The organism is Streptococcus sp. 2018WUSS126, from assembly GCF_044427425.1.
Taxonomy (GTDB): Bacteria; Bacillota; Bacilli; order Lactobacillales; family Streptococcaceae; genus Streptococcus; species Streptococcus hashimotonensis.
The window spans coordinates 18,740-35,877 of sequence record NZ_JAOTGB010000019.1; the positions used below are offsets into that span (position 1 = coordinate 18,740).

Sequence of the window (17,138 nt, forward strand, 5' to 3'; positions counted from 1 at the left end):
GTCATCTGTTTACAGGATTTACTCTGAAGAAGACATCTTTGGTTTTTAACATAGTTGGCATCCCTTTGATATTCAGAATAGATACTGTAGATTTATGTTGGTAATAACATCTGACTAAGGCAGTTTGGAGCTGGGTAATCAAGCTCACGCTGAATAGTGATATGCGTGTTGACTTGAAAAAATGGTCTCGATTTGATGTTCTTATTTTCTAATTCGAAGAGTACTGTGGTATTCTAAAATTGTTCCATAAGCACTTCCTAATGATGATTAGGGAGGTCTTATGGAACTTTTTTATATACTCAAAAAACTATAGCCTCTGTATAGATTGTTCCTACTACAGAAATTATAGGATATGTCTTTTATTGTAGTATATCTTAAAAATATTTAGTTTAAATTATTCTACAAAGTAGTTAATCCGGAAAATAAAGTTATTTGGCTCAGTTTTAAAGTAATTGGAGTGAAAATTTTTAATGTTCTTAAAGAGTCATTATAGCTATATTTTCTTGAAAAGATGTTTGAGCACCAATTTTTGAAAACTAGTTCAGTAGAATTTGGAATAGATCTGGCTACTTCAAAACTTAACGAACTATAATTCAACATCTTTATCTATTGAATAGGTTCTGGTTTGCTATTTTTGATTTTTACAGAGTATAATTTGTAGTTATTCATATTTTTTGTGTGATAAATTTTCCAAGTTAATCTTGATAAGATGTGGCTATCACTAACAAAGGAGTAAGCCATGTTAAATAAAGTGAAAGCTCGATTTCTAATTGGAGTTGGAGGTTTAATCGCAGTCAGTTTTATGGTCATGATTGGCTACACGATTGGCTCACAATCCGTTTCAAAACAAACAGAGAACCAAATACGAGCAGAAGCTAATAAACTTGTGATAAAGGAAAAACAAGAAGAAAAAGCAACGGTCTTATCAGATGAGCTTGTCAAAGAATTTCTCACTCAATATTTCACCAAGGTTCAGCTGGGTGAAAATAACGCTCGTATCAAGCCCCACATGACGGATTCGGCATTTTCAGAAGAGGAAGCAAATCAGAATAAAGCGATCAATCAAGTTTATAAAGATTATATGCTGGACTACCGATTTGAATCAGCCAGTATCTACGTCAATACAGAAAGCAATGTTGCACTTGCGGAAGTTACCTATCAAGTGACCTATGTTTCTGATTTGAGTGAGCAACAACAGCGAACCACTCAGACAGAGACCAAGACAGTTATCTTATCCTACTCCAAAGTTTCCGACAAGCTCCTGGTTAATCAGTTGACCATTTGGAATGGGAAACTGGAGGACATGAAAGAAGTCACAGATGGTGCTAATTCCAGCATACCAACGATCCAAGGAACTACAACAAGTGAGAACAACTAGCAGGAGACAGTCTTCTGCTTTTTTTGATAGGGAGACAAGATGACACGAATTAAAGCAGTAAAACAAAAGGCCGTTTTAGATGTGGCTGAAAGTCTAGGTTATTCCTTTAGACGTTTATCAGGACACATTTATGAACACCCATACCATGATTCTTTTCGGATTTTTGCGGATACCAATACTTTCAAATGGTTTTCAAGAGATATACAAGGAGATGTGATTGACTTTGTTCAATTAGTGGCAGGTGTTTCTTTCAAAGAGGCTGTGTCTTATCTTGAAACGGGAGATTTTGAACAAGCTAAGTTGATAGAAGAAACGTATCAACCGTTTCAATATTATTTGCATGAAGAACCCTTTCAGCAAGCACGTACTTACTTGAATGAAGTTCGTGGCCTAAGTAATCAGACTATCAATACCTTTGGTAGACAAGGATTGCTTGCTCAAGCTACTTATCAAGTGGAGTCGGTTTTAGTGTTTAAAAGCTATGACCATAATGGGATCTTACAGGCCGCAAGCCTTCAAGGTCTCGTCAAAAATGAAGAAAGACACAAACGTGGTTATTTGAAGAAAATCATGAAAGGCTCTCATGGCCATGTTGGTATTAGTTTTGATATTGGTAAACCCAAGCGACTCATTTTTTGTGAATCAGTTATCGATATGATGAGTTATTATCAGCTTCACCAAAAGCAATTATCCGATGTTCGCCTGGTGTCAATGGAAGGCTTAAAACTTTCTGTGATTGTTTATCAGACCTTGCGTCTAGCGGCAGAAGAACAAGGGAAATTGGCATTTCTAGATACAGTAAAACCAAGCAGACTTAGCCATTATCTTCAGGCAATACAAGAGACGACAACCTTTTTTCAAACTCATTCAAACGGGTTAACTTTGGCTATTGATAACGATGAAGCAGGAAGAGAATTTTGTCAGAAACTGTCAGATAAAGGACTTCCGATTTTTCAAGATTTACCACCATTGCAAGGACTTGAAACAAAGTCAGATTGGAATGATATTGTGAAACAACAGAAGGAAATATCCTTAAGTGATTTTATCCAAACAGCCCAAGAACAAGTCAATAAAAATCATCCTCCACCTAAATGGAAACATGCATTGGAATTGTGATAACAAAATCAAGTCCGCTATCATAATCTAGAATGTGACAAGGAGGACACCCTATGAGTATGATTGAACGTCTAGCTGAAAAAGTAGCTAGGCAAGAAGAAAAGGTCTCACGTGAGACGGAGAAATTGGAAAACTATCGTGACCAACTACAAACAGCTATGTACAGTACATTTATCAAACGGCAACAATCTAGTCAGTTGTCATTTCATGAAGCACTAGAGCAAGCCTTTGGTAAAGAAAACACACTACACCCCAATTACAGAAATGAGGATACAGAATGAGTAAAACATGGAATTTTGATCAACCACTAGATGATGTGAAACCAACATCGTCCCATGAAGAACGAGCTAAAATCGCAGCACTTTTCCATAAACAGGATAAAAAACCAATTGAAGAAATAGATTATGTGGCTGCTTTTGAACAGCAACAAAAGGAGTCAGAATCTAAAGATGTACAGACACCAGGATTAATAGTTAAACAAAATAAGCCGAAGAAAGTAAATATCACAAGTGACTATAAACAACACTTAGCAGATACCATTGCACAAAACAACAAGGATATTTCTGCCTGTCAGAAGCAAATTGAAGAACTTCATCAATTGATTGATGAAAAGAAAATCCAAAATAAAAAGTTACAGGCTATTTCAGTAGCCATTGATGATTTATAAGTCAGGTAGTCCTATGCGGGCTACTTTTTTACAATTTTAGGAGAAGATAATGAAATTTTTTCAAAAGAAAACACAGAATCAAGACCAATTTAAATGACTGATTCATCGACTATCAGAGATGTCAGATACTGAAATAACCAAAGTAGAGAAACTCCTAGATGTGGTTTTTGATACAAGTTTCAACCCTGATAGGAGCGTTGAAATATCTCAAACCGTTATAACCGATGAGGAACAAAGTCTTGATATGTCGATTCAGGAAGCGAGAAATAAACTGAATACTGAGCAGTTAGAGAAGCGAATAGAGCAGTTTAAACAGGAAAAAAACCAAGAAATGGGTAAAAAAAGATTAGGCATTGTCGAATGTCTAATCTTTTTGTCTGATATTTATTGTTAAATACATTTCCTTCTATTGTTTTTGACGAATTTGATATTTTGTCTCGATATTGTTAGTGATATAACCTTTCTCTCTTAAAGCGTTAGTTATTTCTGTATAAATATCATTACCGTTTGGATCTTTAATAGTAATAATTAAAACGAATTCTTGAGATGGTACGTACAATCCATCTCGTGGAGTTAAATCTACTCGTAGTTTCCATCCATCCTCTAAGTTAATTCCTTTACTTAGTTTTCTGTAGTAAGATTTTATAGGACTCCATTTAAATCCATGCTTAACTTGTGCTGCTTCAAATTTTTCATCCCATTTTGATTCAAGTGGAACCTGACCTTTATATTTAATTTTTCCTTCAGCTGTGTATGAATATGTCCCAAAACTGACATCAATATTAGTTCTACAATATTCACGACCATATTTAGGGTCTAAAGGTGGTAAATAGGCTAGGGTCATTCCTATTTCACCAATATATTTGTTATTTTTGATAAGAGATTTTGGATATGGGAAATCATACATTTCTAAATGTGTTCCCTGAGATACTTTTTGTTTGAAAATAAGAGTTACGCAATCTTTACTGCATTGCAAAATATCTTGTGTATCAGCTGAAGAAATACCAAATCCGTAATATTTAATATTGTCTGGATGTTCGTCTAATAACTCACGAGAGTTCATCCTAGCTGAATGTATTAACATTGCTTTAGCGAGGAGTAAATCAGGCTCCACCATTTCTTCATATATAGAAGCGTACTTTTGCAATGATCGAGGAGTTGAATAACTTGTTCCATTTCCTTCAATTATTTTCCCACTTGGATCCAAACCTTTGACTCCTAATCCATCAATTTTATATGAAGTAGAAAAATTACCACCATAATCAACGATATCAGGCTTAATAATATAGTTAGCACCAGGTCCTCTTCGACTAAAAGGAGAAGGTTCATTAAATTTTACAATTGAATCTATAGAATCAAATAATGCAACAGAACCTACAGTTATAGCTCGAATAGAATCAGCTGGTGATATAAGTCGGTCATGCTCTCCAATATCTTTTTGAGGTGGCCAATTCCGAAGAGGAAGACTATTTATGTTTCCGCTAGAAACAAAGATTTGCACATGGTATGTGTCCTGAATGTAATCTAAAAACACACCTAAATCAGACATTGAATCATCACAAGGCTTTTTTTCAATTCCTAGGGACAGATTCCATATTTTAGTAGTAGACGAATATTTCTCCATTACTTCTTCAATAATTACCATTAAATCATCTTCTGTAATAGAATCAGTTAATCCAAATTTTATATCACTATTTGGAATTGCAACGATATCTACAAATTTAAATCGATAAGCAGTAGAAGCAGGAATGCCATTTAAAACATTTCCATATTGTATAGTAGATGCTATAAATGTGGCATGTTGTGGATTTTGATAAATTTTATCTACATATTCTTCTCGTGCAACAATATGAGGTGATAAAAATGGATTTTTGTCACTTATTCCACCATCAATAATTCCTATAGTAACATCGCTATCCCTGTATTCGGAATCTAGTAAGATTTGTAATTCAGTAGATGAAAAATTATTCTGAGGAAGGGAGTACTCTTGAAAAAAATCAACAGTTTTTACTCCATTAATAGAAGATAATTTGATAATGTCGTTATAAGAAGTGACTTCTATTTTTAAAAATTTAATTTTATCACCATATGAAATAATTTCATATTTATCTTCAAAATTGAGTAAATGTAATTTTTGTATCACATATTCCCAAATTTGTTCATTATCAAAGTCATCATCAAAATCAAAGATCTTAAGTTTAATAAGCTTATTTATAGAGTTAAAGTCTTCCGATGTAATAGACTGAAGTGTCGGTGAAATTTTTTCTTCCGGTTTGATAGGTTGAATATCAACTATTGCAGTCATGTTGGCTTGAAATTTTTGTGATGGCGGATTTTCAACCATCTCTATTGTTTTGTGAATGTTTTTTCTATCTACTTTAATATATATTTCGTCTAAATCCTCGCTGCCAATAATTCTACAATTTCTACATAAATCAGAGGGTTTATGTGATTTTGCAATAGCTTCAGGTTTTACTGTTATTTTTCCCACAGCAGGGATAGCTTCGTTTTCATCAAAAACATCTGAATAAAAAGATAACAACTCTTCGAACTTATCGGTTATTCCTTTTTTTAACTCCGGAGTTACTTTTCCAAAAAATTTCAAATCTCCGCCCCCAATATTTGGGACAATATCAGTTGTTTTGGGAAGAACTAATTTTATTGGTAGATTGTTCCCGCTCATAATTAAACCTCTTTCACCATTTTTTGAATAGTTGTTTTTGAACTACCTAAAATATCTGCAATTGTTTGTAAACTAAATATTTTTGAATCTTTCTCTCGTAAATACTTTGCTTTAATTTTTAATTGTTCTCGAGAATCTTCACAGTTTTGAGGGATGATATTTTGGGCAATAAACATTTCTTCATAAATGCTAGATAAATTAAAAGAAGAATTGTGTATAACTGAGTTCCTTATTGCTTTGGTCATAATATCTTCTATATCAGAACCGCTTTGTCCATCAAATAAAGTTGAAATTTCCAAAATTTCTTTTTGGTTAAATTTATATATATCATTGGAAAATAGTGTAATCAATTCTGCAATCGCAGTTTTATCAGGCAGTTCTATTTCTAATTTATAGTCAAATCTTCTCCATATTGCTAAATCAAGTAGCTGCTGATGATTAGTAGCTGCTAAAATTAAGCTGTCGTTGCTCATCGTATCGATATTTTGTAAAAGGCTATTAACTACTCTTTTCAACTCACCAAGCTCGTTATTATCGTCTCTAGCCTTGGCAATAGCATCAAATTCATCTAAAAATAATACACAAGGCATTTTTTGCGCAAATTCAAATAGACTACGAATGTTTTTAGCAGTAGTACCTAGATATGAAGAAATTAGACTATCTAATCTAGCGACAATGAGTGGCAAATTTAATTTTTTAGCAATTAAGTAGGCACTCTTGGTTTTTCCACATCCAGGTGGTCCATATAGCAGTAGTGAATTAGATACATTTATTCCAATAGAATTAAGTTTATCGGCGTTTTGATAACTTAAAATAAAGGAATTTAATTTTTCTTCATTTCGTTTTGAAAGAATTACTTCAGTATCATTTTGATGTGGGTAAATAATGTCAGCCAGATTCATTCTTGATTCAGTATCAACAGGAATATCAATAGAATTAGTGCTATTCATTGGAGTCAGAGTAGACTCGGCTTGAGCGGATAATAACCGCTGAAATTTAATTGCTGAGCGAGAATCACCATCCTTTTCTAGTTTTGATACCAATTGTTTTGTATAGTTAAAAACTTTGGTTTGATCATGCTTTAAAGCACCTTCTATGATCTTACCTATCTCAATAGAGTATTTCATTATTACACCTCCTACTATATTTTAACGGAACGAATCGAAAATGTAAAGAACGAATGTCTGAATAAACGGAACTTTTATCAAAAATCACGGGAGTATAGAGTGTATTTTAGGCACATTTGAGTTTTTACAGAGGCGTATTCTTGAATAAGTTATGGTTTACAATGTAGGTTTGAATAATGAAGGGTACGAGATTATAGATAAATAATTGCAGATATTGTCACAATATTTGTGATATTTTTTCCAAATCATCTCTATTATCCTAATACCATTCCTAAGAAAATCAATCCTTGATTTTTCACTGGGGGTTTGGGGGCGAAGCCACCAAGTTATCTTATCGTTAGCTGTCAAAACTGGAAGGTTTTAGTCAGCTGGCGATATGATTTTTGGGATATTGTGGACACAATATCTGAGCTCGCAAAGACCTGAAAGGAAGATATTTTGCAGTGCCGTGTCTAATACGAGGGCGGGGATATACCGATAATAAAGAATTAGGAGGATACAGGATGAGAAATCTAGTTAGAGAGATACGTAAGGAAGTCAATTTCTCAATAGAAGAGTATCAACAGATACAAAATTTGATGGAACAGGAGGGATATGAACAATTCTCCCCTTTTGCTAGAGGTAAATTATTGAAAATAAACCACCAATCATCCCAGTATCTTGAAGAATGGATAAAATATTTACAGCACCAAAAAGTAGAACAGATTTACCGAGATGTACATGAAATACTTGTCCTGGCAAAGTTGTCTCAATCTGTTACAACGGAACATCTTGAAATTATTTTGACTTGTGTTAAAGACTTGATGAAGGAAATTGAGATAACTATCCCATTAAGCCATTCATTCAAAGACAAGTACATGGGGTAAGCTATTATGGAAAATCGTTATCGGACCAATTTGAAAAAGGTATATTTGAGTGATCAAGAATTAATTATCCTCAACAAAAATCTTGCTCATAGCCAGTGTCAAAGCTTTTCTCATTATGCAAGAAAAACCTTACTCGATCCTAGTATGAATTTTATCACAATCGATACAAGAGGATTTCAAGACCTGATTTTTGAAATTCGTAGGATTGGAAATAATATAAACCAGATTGCACGTACAGTAAATCAAAGCCACCTATTAAGTTTTCAACAAGTAAAAGAATTGCAGCTCGGTATAGCTGAGTTAGAAAAACAGTTGCAACAAGATTTTGACATAAAGTGTCAACGATTGAGAGAATTTTATGGTCATCACTAAGCATTATGCTGTTCATGGGAAAAAATACCGCCGTCAATTGATCAAGTATATTCTTGAACCTAAGAAAACAAGGAATTTATCGTTGATTTCAGATTTTGGGATGAGTAATTATCTTGATTTTCCAGACTATATGGAACTGGTAAAGATGTATCAAAATAATTTCCTTTCAAATGACCAACTCTACGATTCACGGTTTGATAGACAAGAGAAAAAGCAACAGAAAATACATGCTCATCACGTCATTCAGCCTTTCTCACCTGATGATAAATTGAGCCCAGAAGAAATCAACCGCATAGGCTATGAAACGATAAATGAGTTGACAGGTGGTCAATATAAATTCATTGTTGCCACTCATGTTGATCAGGATCATTATCATAATCACATTATTATCAACTCAATCGACTGCCAATCTCAAAAAAAGTTAAAGTGGGACTACGCTCTTGAAAGAAATTTACAAATGATTTCGGATAGAATCTCTAAAGTAGCTGGTGCTAAAATTATTCCACCTAAACGATATTCTCATAGAGATTATGAGGTCTATCGCCGTTCTAATCACAAATACGAATTGAAGCAGCGGTTATTTTTTCTCATGGAACATTCTATTGATTTCAATGATTTTATGCAAAAAACTGAGCAACTAAATGTCAAAATGGATTTCTCAAGGAAACATAGTCGATTTTTTATGACAGATAGAGATATGAAGCAAGTTATCCGAGGAGATAGGCTGAATAAGAGGGAACCCTATTCAAAACAATTTTTTCAACATTACTTTTCCAAGAAAAAGATTGAAGAGATTTTAGAATTTTTGTTGCCAAGATCGAAGTCATATGATGATTTAGTTGAGAAAGCTGGGTTACTGGGATTAGAATTGAAGAGCAAAATCAAAACGATAGATTTTGTTCTTTCTGATGGACAAAGCTGCATCTCCATACCAAATAAGTCATTAAGTAAGAAAAATCTTTATGACACTACGTATTTTGAGAGCTACTTCAAAGAACATGATGTGGTTGAAGTACTTCATAATAGTGATGTAAAAACGGAATTTGAAAAATTTGAGACACAACAGCAATCAGACATATTGACCATAGAAGAAATAACCGAAGCGTATGAAACGTACAAGACTAAGAGAGATGCAGTACATGAGTTTGAAGTTGAGATTACTGAGGAGCAAGTTGAAAAGTTGGTTTCAGATGGGCTTTTCATTAAAGTTTGGATGGGGATTGGACAAGAAGGACTATTCTTCATTCCAAATCATCAACTAAATATCGTAGAACAAGAAAATAAGAAACAGTATCAGTTGTTTATTCGAGAAACCTCTTCTTATTTCATTTATCATAAAGAGGACTCAGAAAAAAATCATTTTATGAAAGGAAGAGACTTGATTCGCCAACTGACATATGATAATAGGTCTCTCCCATATAAGAAACGAATAAGTCTGGTCGGACTTCAACAAAAAATTGAAGAAATCAATTTGTTAATGACACTAAACACTCAAAATAAATCCTTTCTTGAGTTTAAAGATGAATTGGTTGGAGAAATCGCACAGCTAGATATAGATTTGACAAATCTACAAGAAAAAACTGCCACCTTAAACAAAATGGCAGAAGTAGTTGTTAACCTACAAAGTGAGAATCCAGATGCTAAGCGATTAGCTAAGTATGAATGTTCCAAGATGAATTTATCGAAGGATGTAACGATTGGACAGATTGAATATGAGATTGAAATGATACAGAATCAGCTAGACAATAAAATCGAAAAATACGAAAATGCGGTGAGGAAGTTAGAGGAGTACGTAAAAGTTTTAAATAGGGATAAATACAAGACAGATGATTTTTCCATTCATATCGAACAAATGTTCAAAATTCCAATATCTTCTTGTTTATTTTTGATATAATGTAAAAAAACAACAAAGGATTAAACATGAATAAACGAGAACGACTAGAAGAAATTACACGATTGGTAAACAAAAAAGGTACAGTTAGAATCTCTGAGATTGTTGAATTGCTAAATGTTACTGATATGACTGTTCGACGTGATTTCATTGAATTGGAAGAGCAAGGAGTTTTAACCAAAATCCATGGCGGTGCTAGAAGTAATAAGGCTTTTCAATACCGGGAATTTTCCCATTCTGAGAAACACATTCAAAATAAGGAAGCCAAGCAAGAGATAGCAGAAAGGGCTGCACAGCTGATAGAAGATGGAGACACGGTATTTTTAGGTCCAGGAACAACAGTTGCTTTTCTGGCTGAAGCCATTAAAAACCCTCGCCTCACTGTCATCACCAACTGTATGCCTGTTTTTACCATCTTATCTCAAAAGAAGACAGAGGATTTTCAAGTCTTTCTCCTTGGAGGGGAATATCGCCAAGTGACAGAATCGTTTGTAGGAGAAATTACCAATACAAGTTTAGAAAAAATGCGATTCAGCAAGATTTTCTTTTCAGGTAACGGACTTAAGGGAACTGATGTCATGACCTCTACCCTAGCCGAAGCCTATACGCAAAACATTGCCATTAAACATTCTTTAGAAAAATATCTACTGCTAGATGCCTCGAAAATTGGAAAAGATGATTTTACTTCCTTTTGTGATTTGAATGATGTAACTGCACTAGTGACAGATATGAATGCAAAGGATGAAAATTACCAATTATTAAGTAACCACATTGAAATTATTTCTACAAAATCATAAAATAATCAAAACCAACAGTAAAATGTTGGTTTTTTGTTTATATATGAAAAAAATAAACAAAAATAAAACAAAATATGTTGACTTTATGTTTGTTTAGTTGTATAATTTAAACACAAAAAGCGAAAACGCTTTTCTAAGTTTTGCAAAACAAAGATTTTCTGCCACATATGGCTACAACTTTCTATTTTTGTTAGGAGATAGGTTATGACAATCATTATCGGTGCTGATCCAGCGGGCTCAAAACTAAAAGACGTTATTAAAGATTATTTACAAGAAAAATCATATGACTTTAAAGATGTCAGTGATGGAAGTGATTTTGTTGATACAACTTTGGCAGTAGTTGCAGCAGTCAATCAAGAGGAAGGAAATCTTGGTATTGTGATTGATGCTTATGGTGTTGGTCCATTTATGACCGCAACTAAAGTCAAAGGCATGATCGCTGCAGAAGTTTCAGACGAACGTTCTGCCTATATGACAAGAGGACACAACAATTCGCGTATTATTACAATCGGTAGTGAGATTGTAGGAGAAGGAATTGCTAAAAATATCGTTAAAGGATTTGTTGAGGGTGAGTATGATGGCGGCCGTCACCAAATTCGTGTCGATATGCTAAATAAAATGTGCTAATTGTTGTAAATAAAGGAGAATAAGAGATGAAAATTGCAATCGGTTGTGACCACATTGTAACCTATGAAAAAATCGCTGTGGTAGATTATTTGAAAAATCAAGGATATGAAGTTTTGGACTTTGGTACTTATGACAATGTTCGCACTCATTACCCAATCTTTGGTAAAAAAGTTGGTGAAGCTGTTGCAAGCGGACAAGCAGATTTGGGAATTTGTATTTGTGGAACAGGTGTTGGAATCAACAATGCTGTAAACAAGGTTCCTGGTGTTCGATCAGCCTTGGTTCGTGATATGACATCAGCACTTTACGCGAAGGAAGAGTTAAATGCCAACGTCATTGGTTTTGGAGGAAAGATTACGGGTGAACTGCTCATGTGCGACATCATTGAAGCCTTCATTAAAGCAGAATACAAACCAACTGAAGAAAATAAACGTTTGATTGAAAAGATTGCTGCAGTTGAAACGCTCAATCAAGAGCAAGCTAATCCAGAGTTCTTTACGGAATTTCTTGAAAAGTGGGATCGTGGAGAATACCACGACTAGGAGGCTCACATGATTTTGACGATCACTTTAAATCCGTCGGTTGATATTGCCTATCAATTGGATACCTTTCATTTGGATACGGTCAATCGAGTAGAAAAAGTTCAAAAAACAGCTGGAGGCAAGGGGCTCAATGTCACACGAGTTTTGAAACAAATCGGTGAAGATGTTGTGGCAACTGGCTTTATCGGTGGTGAACTTGGAAATTATGTAAAGAAACAACTCACTCGAAATGATATTAAAAATTCCTTTGTGGAAATTGGGAACGAAACACGTAATTGCATTGCGATCCTTCACGATGGCCAACAGACAGAGATTTTAGAACAAGGACCAACTATTCAAGAACATGAAGCCTTGAATTTTATCGAACACCTTGAAATTATTCTGAACAATGTAGATGTTGTTGTTATTTCAGGAAGTTTGCCTAAGGGACTTGCTAGCAATTATTATGTAGAGATTGTAGAACTTTGTAAAAAATGCGGTGTAGCTGTTGTTCTGGATTGTTCTGGTGAGCCCCTGAAAAACGTTTTAGAAAGCCAGCAGAAGCCAACCGTTATCAAACCGAACACAGAAGAGTTATCACAGTTAATTGGAAAAGATGTCACGGATGATATTCAAGAATTGAAAGAAGTTCTGTCTGATCAATTATTCCAAGGAATTGAATGGATAGTCGTATCCTTGGGGGCAAAGGGGGCTTTTGCCAAGCACAATGACAAGTTCTATCGTGTTAAAATTCCAAAAATAAAAGTCGTCAATCCAGTAGGTTCGGGTGATTCAACCGTTGCAGGTATTGCAGCTAGTTTGGCACATGCATTACCTGATGAAGAACTACTAAAAAATGCAAATGTTTTGGGCATGTTAAATGCTCAGGAAGAACAGACAGGTTATGTCAACTTAGAACATTCAGAAGTATTGTATTCTCAAATTGAAGTCGAGGAGGTTTAAGATGGTATTAACAGCAGAAAAAAGAAAGTATATGGAAAAAGTAAGCAATGAAGCAGGAGTCATTTCAGCTCTTGCCTTCGACCAACGTGGAGCCTTGAAAAAAATGATGGCAAAACATCAGGCAGAAGAACCTACTGTGGAGCAGATGGAAGAGCTAAAAACTCTAGTTTCTGAAGAATTAACACAGTTTTCTTCCTCTATTCTTTTAGATCCGGAATTTGGCTTACCAGCTTCACGCGCCCGTGATGAACAATGTGGCTTACTTTTGGCTTATGAAAAAACAGGCTATGACACACGCTCTACCAGTCGTTTGCCAGATTGCCTAGTAGAATGGTCTGTAAAACGACTAAAAGAAGAGGGAGCAGATGCCATTAAGTTTCTGCTTTACTATGATGTTGATGGTGATCCATATGTCAATCTTCAAAAACAGGTCTATATTGAACGTTTAGGTTCAGAATGTCAGGCAGAAGGTTTGCCATTCTTCTTGGAGATTTTGAGCTATGATGAAACGATTGAAGACAATGCTAGTGTTGAGTTTGCTAAAGTTAAACCTAGAAAAGTAAATGAAGCCATGAAAGTATTTTCTGACGAACGCTTTGGAGTAGATGTTCTCAAGGTAGAAGTACCTGTGAACATGAATTTTGTAGAAGGCTTTGGAACAGGGGAAGTCGTTTATACAAAAGAAGAAGCAGCCGAATATTTCCGTCAACAAGAAGCATCAACTCATTTGCCATACATTTATCTAAGTGCAGGTGTTTCTGCAAAACTCTTCCAAGATACTCTAGTATTTGCACATGAAGCAGGTGCTAAATTTAACGGAGTTCTTTGTGGTCGTGCAACATGGGCAGGTGTTGTGCCAGTCTATATTGAACAAGGAGAAAAAGCTGCACGTGAATGGTTACGAACTGTTGGTCGTGAAAATATTGAAGGACTTGATGCGGTCTTGTCTCAAACTGCTACTTCTTGGCTAGAAAAATAATATAAAGAATAACCATTTTCCAAAAAGAAAGGGTTTACATTTTCTGAGAATATGCTATAATAGTCTTATCAGCAAGAATAGAGTGGATTGTAACTAATTCGATTAGGCAAGACTACAAATGGATTTGAGAGTAGGATATTCTCGGTTTGTTTGTAGTCTTTTTTTGCTTAAAAATATAGGAGGGATTTATGTTTAGGATTATACAGTCACTAAATAATAACGCTGCTCTGGTGAAAAATGAACATGGGGAACAGGCAGTCGTGATGGGATTAGGTATAACCTTTCAAAAGAAAAAGGGAGATCTAATTGTTCAGGATAAGATAGAGAATATCTTTTCGCTAAAAAATGATGAAGCCAAAGAAAATTTTCTAACCTTATTAAAAGATATTCCCTTAGATTTTATTTCTGCAACCTACACGGTTATCAATCATCTTGTAGCAACCTATCATTACCCTGTACAAGAATATCTCTATGTGACACTGACAGATCATATCTATTGTGCCTATCAGGCGGTTTTAAAGAATACTTATCAAGAAAGTAAGTTACCCAATATTTTAGCCGAATATCCATTGGAATATAAAATGGCGCGTGAAGCCTTAGCTATGTTTCGTGAAAAGTTGCTAAAAGAGCTTCCGAATGATGAGATTGGTAGAATTGCACTTCACTTAATTAATGCAAAGGGTGAAACCATTCATCCCACAAGTGAAGAACAGGACATCAGCAAAAAAATTATAACAGATGTTGAACAAATTCTAACGGAGAATGGGATTAAACGCTCAAAAGAAAATAGCAATTTTTATGATCGCTTTATGATCCATCTGTCCTATTTTCTGAATTACTTAGATCGATCCCATCAGTCAAATGAATCGATTGCTAGTTTGGAACAGCATATCAAGCTCCAGAATCCAAGAGCTTACCTGATTGGAAGCCAGATTTTTGAGATGATCACATCATTGGTTGATGAACCTGTAAATGACAGTGAAAGGTTCTATATTGTACTACATATTCAACGGTTATTGTAAATCAATTCAATTTTAAAAGGAGGTTCATATTATGAACAGAGAAGAAATTACGTTATTAGGTTTTGAGATTGTTGCGTTCGCTGGAGATGCACGTTCTCGATTGATGGAGGCCCTGGCTGCTGCTCAAAAAGGTGATTATGCAAAAGCAGAAGAACTAGTTGAAGCTGCCAATGCTTGTATTGTTGAAGCCCACCATGCTCAGACAAGTTTGTTACAAAAAGAAGCGGCTGGTGAGGATTTAGCCTTTAGTGTGACGCTCATGCATGGTCAAGACCATCTCATGACAACATTATTATTGAAAGATATGATGAGTCATATGATTGAACTGTACAAACGAGGTGATAAGTAATGAATAAATTGATTGAATTCATTGAGAAAGGGAAGCCTTTCTTTGAAAAGATTTCGAGAAACCCTTATTTAAGGGCTATCCGTGATGGTTTTATCGCAGCTATGCCAGTTATTTTGTTCTCAACTATCTTCCTATTGGTAGCTTTCGTGCCGAATATCTTTGGATTTACTTGGTCTGATGAAGCGGTTGCAGCCATCATGAAACCTTACGGTTACACAATGGGGATTGTAGCTGTCCTAGTTGCAGGAACGACTGCAAAATCTTTGACAGATGCTTTTAACCGTCAATTGCCAAAAACCAATCAAATCAACTTCATTTCAACCATGATTGCCTCAATTTCAGGTTTCCTATTACTGGCTTCTGATGGTATTGAAGGTGGGTTTGCCAATGGTTACATGGGAACTAAGGGACTTTTGACAGCCTTTCTAGCAGCCTTCATTACAGTTAATATCTATAAGGTCTGTGTGAAAAACAATGTCACTATTCGTATGCCAGACGAAGTTCCACCGAACGTATCTCAGGCATTTAAAGATGTGATCCCATATGCATTGTCTATCTTTGTCTTGTATGGAATTGATCTTGTAACACGTCAATTCCTTGGAACAAACGTTGCTGAGGCTATTTTAAAATTATTTGAGCCACTATTTACAGCAGCAGATGGTTATGTTGGTATTACAATTATCTTTGGTGCCTATGCTTTGTTCTGGTTTGTAGGAATCCATGGTCCATCTATTGTTGAGCCAGCAATTGCAGCCATTACCTATGCCAATATTGAAACCAACTTCCAGCTTTTACAGGCGGGTCAACACGCGGATAAAATCCTGACTTCAGGTACTCAAATGTTTATCGTTACCATGGGCGGTACAGGCGCTACCTTGGTTGTGCCATTCATGTTTATGTGGTTGACTAAGTCTAAACGAAACAAAGCAATTGGACGTGCTTCAGTTGTTCCAACTTTCTTTGGTGTAAACGAACCAATCTTGTTTGGTGCACCACTCGTGCTCAACCCAGTATTCTTTGTTCCATTTATTTTAGCTCCAATTGCTAACGTATGGATTTTCAAATTCTTTGTTGATACGCTAAAAATGAACAGTTTCAGCGTCAACTTACCATGGACAACTCCAGGACCATTGGGCATTGTAATGGGAACAAACTTTGCTCCACTTGCCTTTGCACTAGCTGTCTTGTTGGTTGTTGTCGATGTACTTATCTATTATCCATTCTTGAAAGTTTACGATGAGCAAATTCTTGCTGAGGAACAATCAGGGAAAGTTGAAAATAGCTTGAAAGAGAAAGTGGCAGCTAACTTCAATACTGCCAAAGCAGATGCTATTCTTGAAAAAGCTGCAGTTGATACCGAAATTTCTGAACAAACAAACGTTCTGGTACTTTGTGCAGGAGGCGGTACAAGTGGATTGCTTGCTAATGCTTTAACTAAAGCTGCCAAAGAATACGGTGTTCCAGTAACAGCGACAGCAGGAAGCTATGGTGCTCACCGTGAGATTTTACCAGAATATCAATTAGTTATCCTTGCACCTCAAGTAGCATCGAACTACGAGGACATTAAACAAGAAACCGATGCATTGGGCATTAAACTCGCCAAAACTGAAGGGGCTCAATACATTAAACTCACACGTGATGGTCAAGGTGCTCTTGACTTTGTCAAACAACAGTTCTAGAACCTGTATTCACAGTTCAGCACTTCCATCTAAGGCTAGTTTTTCAGCTACTCATCGTTAGTTTTTTTCAAAATACAGTCAGTATTCCCTCAAAAAACAGC

At 35.4% G+C, this 17,138-nt stretch carries 18 protein-coding genes; 16 read left to right on the forward strand and 2 right to left on the reverse strand.

The window, feature by feature from the left end; translation table 11 throughout:
• The first annotated feature begins 739 nt into the window (after positions 1-739).
• The 5 genes from ODU34_RS07975 to ODU34_RS07995 all read left to right on the forward strand — a co-directional run bounded on the left by ODU34_RS07975 (position 740) and on the right by ODU34_RS07995 (position 3,555).
• The gene (locus ODU34_RS07975) at positions 740-1,378 is read left to right on the forward strand and encodes a peptidylprolyl isomerase (protein ID WP_105178619.1); all 639 of its coding nucleotides are present in this window, start codon (positions 740-742) and stop codon (positions 1,376-1,378) included.
• A gap of 39 nt (positions 1,379-1,417) precedes the next feature.
• Positions 1,418-2,494, forward strand: a complete 1,077-nt coding sequence (locus ODU34_RS07980) for a toprim domain-containing protein (RefSeq protein WP_105178620.1) — start codon at positions 1,418-1,420, stop codon at positions 2,492-2,494.
• A gap of 53 nt (positions 2,495-2,547) precedes the next feature.
• On the forward strand, positions 2,548-2,775 hold the full coding sequence (locus ODU34_RS07985; protein WP_105178621.1) for a DUF5965 family protein: 228 nt from the start codon (positions 2,548-2,550) through the stop codon (positions 2,773-2,775).
• Positions 2,772-3,161 (forward strand): DUF5945 family protein, encoded by a 390-nt coding sequence (locus tag ODU34_RS07990; protein ID WP_105178622.1) that lies wholly within the window; start codon positions 2,772-2,774, stop codon positions 3,159-3,161. Before ODU34_RS07985 ends, ODU34_RS07990 begins: the two co-directional genes overlap by 4 nt.
• A 97-nt stretch (positions 3,162-3,258) precedes the next feature.
• Positions 3,259-3,555: a hypothetical protein gene (locus tag ODU34_RS07995; RefSeq protein ID WP_238145871.1), complete on the forward strand. Its 297-nt coding sequence runs from the start codon at positions 3,259-3,261 to the stop codon at positions 3,553-3,555.
• Between the two features lie 12 nt (positions 3,556-3,567).
• On the opposite strand, the gene ODU34_RS08000 is transcribed toward ODU34_RS07995, so the two are convergent.
• Together ODU34_RS08000 and ODU34_RS08005 are read right to left on the reverse strand one after the other, a co-directional pair.
• Positions 3,568-5,844, reverse strand: a complete 2,277-nt coding sequence (locus ODU34_RS08000) for a S8 family peptidase (protein ID WP_105178623.1) — start codon at positions 5,842-5,844, stop codon at positions 3,568-3,570.
• Positions 5,845-5,846: 2 nt separating this feature from the next.
• Positions 5,847-6,971 carry an AAA family ATPase gene (locus ODU34_RS08005; protein WP_050196749.1) on the reverse strand — a complete coding sequence of 375 codons (1,125 nt, stop codon included), beginning with the start codon at positions 6,969-6,971 and terminating at the stop codon, positions 5,847-5,849.
• Between the two features lie 503 nt (positions 6,972-7,474).
• On the opposite strand from ODU34_RS08005, the gene ODU34_RS08010 reads away from it, so the two are divergent.
• The 11 genes from ODU34_RS08010 to ODU34_RS08060 all read left to right on the forward strand — a co-directional run bounded on the left by ODU34_RS08010 (position 7,475) and on the right by ODU34_RS08060 (position 17,037).
• Entirely contained in the window at positions 7,475-7,837 is a 363-nt protein-coding gene (locus ODU34_RS08010; protein WP_105178624.1) for an SAG1252 family conjugative relaxosome accessory protein, read from the forward strand.
• 6 nt (positions 7,838-7,843) lie between these two features.
• Entirely contained in the window at positions 7,844-8,209 is a 366-nt protein-coding gene (gene mobC / locus ODU34_RS08015; protein ID WP_105178625.1) for a plasmid mobilization relaxosome protein MobC, read from the forward strand.
• Complete coding sequence (locus ODU34_RS08020; protein WP_105178626.1) at positions 8,196-10,103, forward strand: SAG1250 family conjugative relaxase; 1,908 nt, start codon at positions 8,196-8,198, stop codon at positions 10,101-10,103. The genes mobC and ODU34_RS08020 overlap by 14 nt, the downstream gene beginning before the upstream one ends.
• A gap of 26 nt (positions 10,104-10,129) precedes the next feature.
• Complete coding sequence (locus tag ODU34_RS08025; protein WP_105178627.1) at positions 10,130-10,897, forward strand: DeoR/GlpR family DNA-binding transcription regulator; 768 nt, start codon at positions 10,130-10,132, stop codon at positions 10,895-10,897.
• Positions 10,898-11,101: 204 nt separating this feature from the next.
• A complete protein-coding gene (gene lacA, locus ODU34_RS08030) occupies positions 11,102-11,524 on the forward strand; it encodes a galactose-6-phosphate isomerase subunit LacA (protein WP_024384734.1) in 423 nt (140 codons plus the stop codon).
• Between the two features lie 26 nt (positions 11,525-11,550).
• Positions 11,551-12,066 (forward strand): galactose-6-phosphate isomerase subunit LacB, encoded by a 516-nt coding sequence (lacB, locus tag ODU34_RS08035; RefSeq protein ID WP_018031055.1) that lies wholly within the window; start codon positions 11,551-11,553, stop codon positions 12,064-12,066.
• A gap of 9 nt (positions 12,067-12,075) precedes the next feature.
• Positions 12,076-13,008, forward strand: coding sequence for a tagatose-6-phosphate kinase (locus ODU34_RS08040; protein WP_105178628.1), 933 nt, complete (start codon positions 12,076-12,078; stop codon positions 13,006-13,008).
• Position 13,009: 1 nt separating this feature from the next.
• A complete protein-coding gene (gene lacD / locus ODU34_RS08045) occupies positions 13,010-13,987 on the forward strand; it encodes a tagatose-bisphosphate aldolase (RefSeq protein ID WP_105178629.1) in 978 nt (325 codons plus the stop codon).
• Positions 13,988-14,175: 188 nt separating this feature from the next.
• The gene (locus tag ODU34_RS08050) at positions 14,176-15,009 is read left to right on the forward strand and encodes a PRD domain-containing protein (protein WP_105178630.1); all 834 of its coding nucleotides are present in this window, start codon (positions 14,176-14,178) and stop codon (positions 15,007-15,009) included.
• A 31-nt stretch (positions 15,010-15,040) separates the two neighbouring features.
• Positions 15,041-15,358, forward strand: a complete 318-nt coding sequence (locus ODU34_RS08055; RefSeq protein WP_003048451.1) for a PTS lactose/cellobiose transporter subunit IIA — start codon at positions 15,041-15,043, stop codon at positions 15,356-15,358.
• Positions 15,358-17,037, forward strand: coding sequence for a lactose-specific PTS transporter subunit EIIC (locus tag ODU34_RS08060; RefSeq protein WP_205015154.1), 1,680 nt, complete (start codon positions 15,358-15,360; stop codon positions 17,035-17,037). Before ODU34_RS08055 ends, ODU34_RS08060 begins: the two co-directional genes overlap by 1 nt.
• Positions 17,038-17,138: the final 101 nt, after the last annotated feature.

Bases quoted from the DNA above. Each gene is read 5' to 3' on its own strand.
- ODU34_RS07975 (WP_105178619.1), top strand. From the start codon at position 740: ATGTTAAATAAAGTGAAAGCTCGATTTCTAATTGGAGTTGGAGGTTTA.
- ODU34_RS07980 (WP_105178620.1), top strand. From the start codon at position 1,418: ATGACACGAATTAAAGCAGTAAAACAAAAGGCCGTTTTAGATGTGGCT.
- ODU34_RS07985 (WP_105178621.1), top strand. From the start codon at position 2,548: ATGAGTATGATTGAACGTCTAGCTGAAAAAGTAGCTAGGCAAGAAGAA.
- ODU34_RS07990 (WP_105178622.1), top strand. From the start codon at position 2,772: ATGAGTAAAACATGGAATTTTGATCAACCACTAGATGATGTGAAACCA.
- ODU34_RS08000 (WP_105178623.1), bottom strand. From the start codon at position 5,844: ATGAGCGGGAACAATCTACCAATAAAATTAGTTCTTCCCAAAACAACT.
- ODU34_RS08005 (WP_050196749.1), bottom strand. From the start codon at position 6,971: ATGAAATACTCTATTGAGATAGGTAAGATCATAGAAGGTGCTTTAAAG.
- ODU34_RS08010 (WP_105178624.1), top strand. From the start codon at position 7,475: ATGAGAAATCTAGTTAGAGAGATACGTAAGGAAGTCAATTTCTCAATA.
- mobC (WP_105178625.1), top strand. From the start codon at position 7,844: ATGGAAAATCGTTATCGGACCAATTTGAAAAAGGTATATTTGAGTGAT.
- ODU34_RS08020 (WP_105178626.1), top strand. From the start codon at position 8,196: ATGGTCATCACTAAGCATTATGCTGTTCATGGGAAAAAATACCGCCGT.
- ODU34_RS08025 (WP_105178627.1), top strand. From the start codon at position 10,130: ATGAATAAACGAGAACGACTAGAAGAAATTACACGATTGGTAAACAAA.
- lacA (WP_024384734.1), top strand. From the start codon at position 11,102: ATGACAATCATTATCGGTGCTGATCCAGCGGGCTCAAAACTAAAAGAC.
- lacB (WP_018031055.1), top strand. From the start codon at position 11,551: ATGAAAATTGCAATCGGTTGTGACCACATTGTAACCTATGAAAAAATC.
- ODU34_RS08040 (WP_105178628.1), top strand. From the start codon at position 12,076: ATGATTTTGACGATCACTTTAAATCCGTCGGTTGATATTGCCTATCAA.
- lacD (WP_105178629.1), top strand. From the start codon at position 13,010: ATGGTATTAACAGCAGAAAAAAGAAAGTATATGGAAAAAGTAAGCAAT.
- ODU34_RS08050 (WP_105178630.1), top strand. From the start codon at position 14,176: ATGTTTAGGATTATACAGTCACTAAATAATAACGCTGCTCTGGTGAAA.
- ODU34_RS08055 (WP_003048451.1), top strand. From the start codon at position 15,041: ATGAACAGAGAAGAAATTACGTTATTAGGTTTTGAGATTGTTGCGTTC.
- ODU34_RS08060 (WP_205015154.1), top strand. From the start codon at position 15,358: ATGAATAAATTGATTGAATTCATTGAGAAAGGGAAGCCTTTCTTTGAA.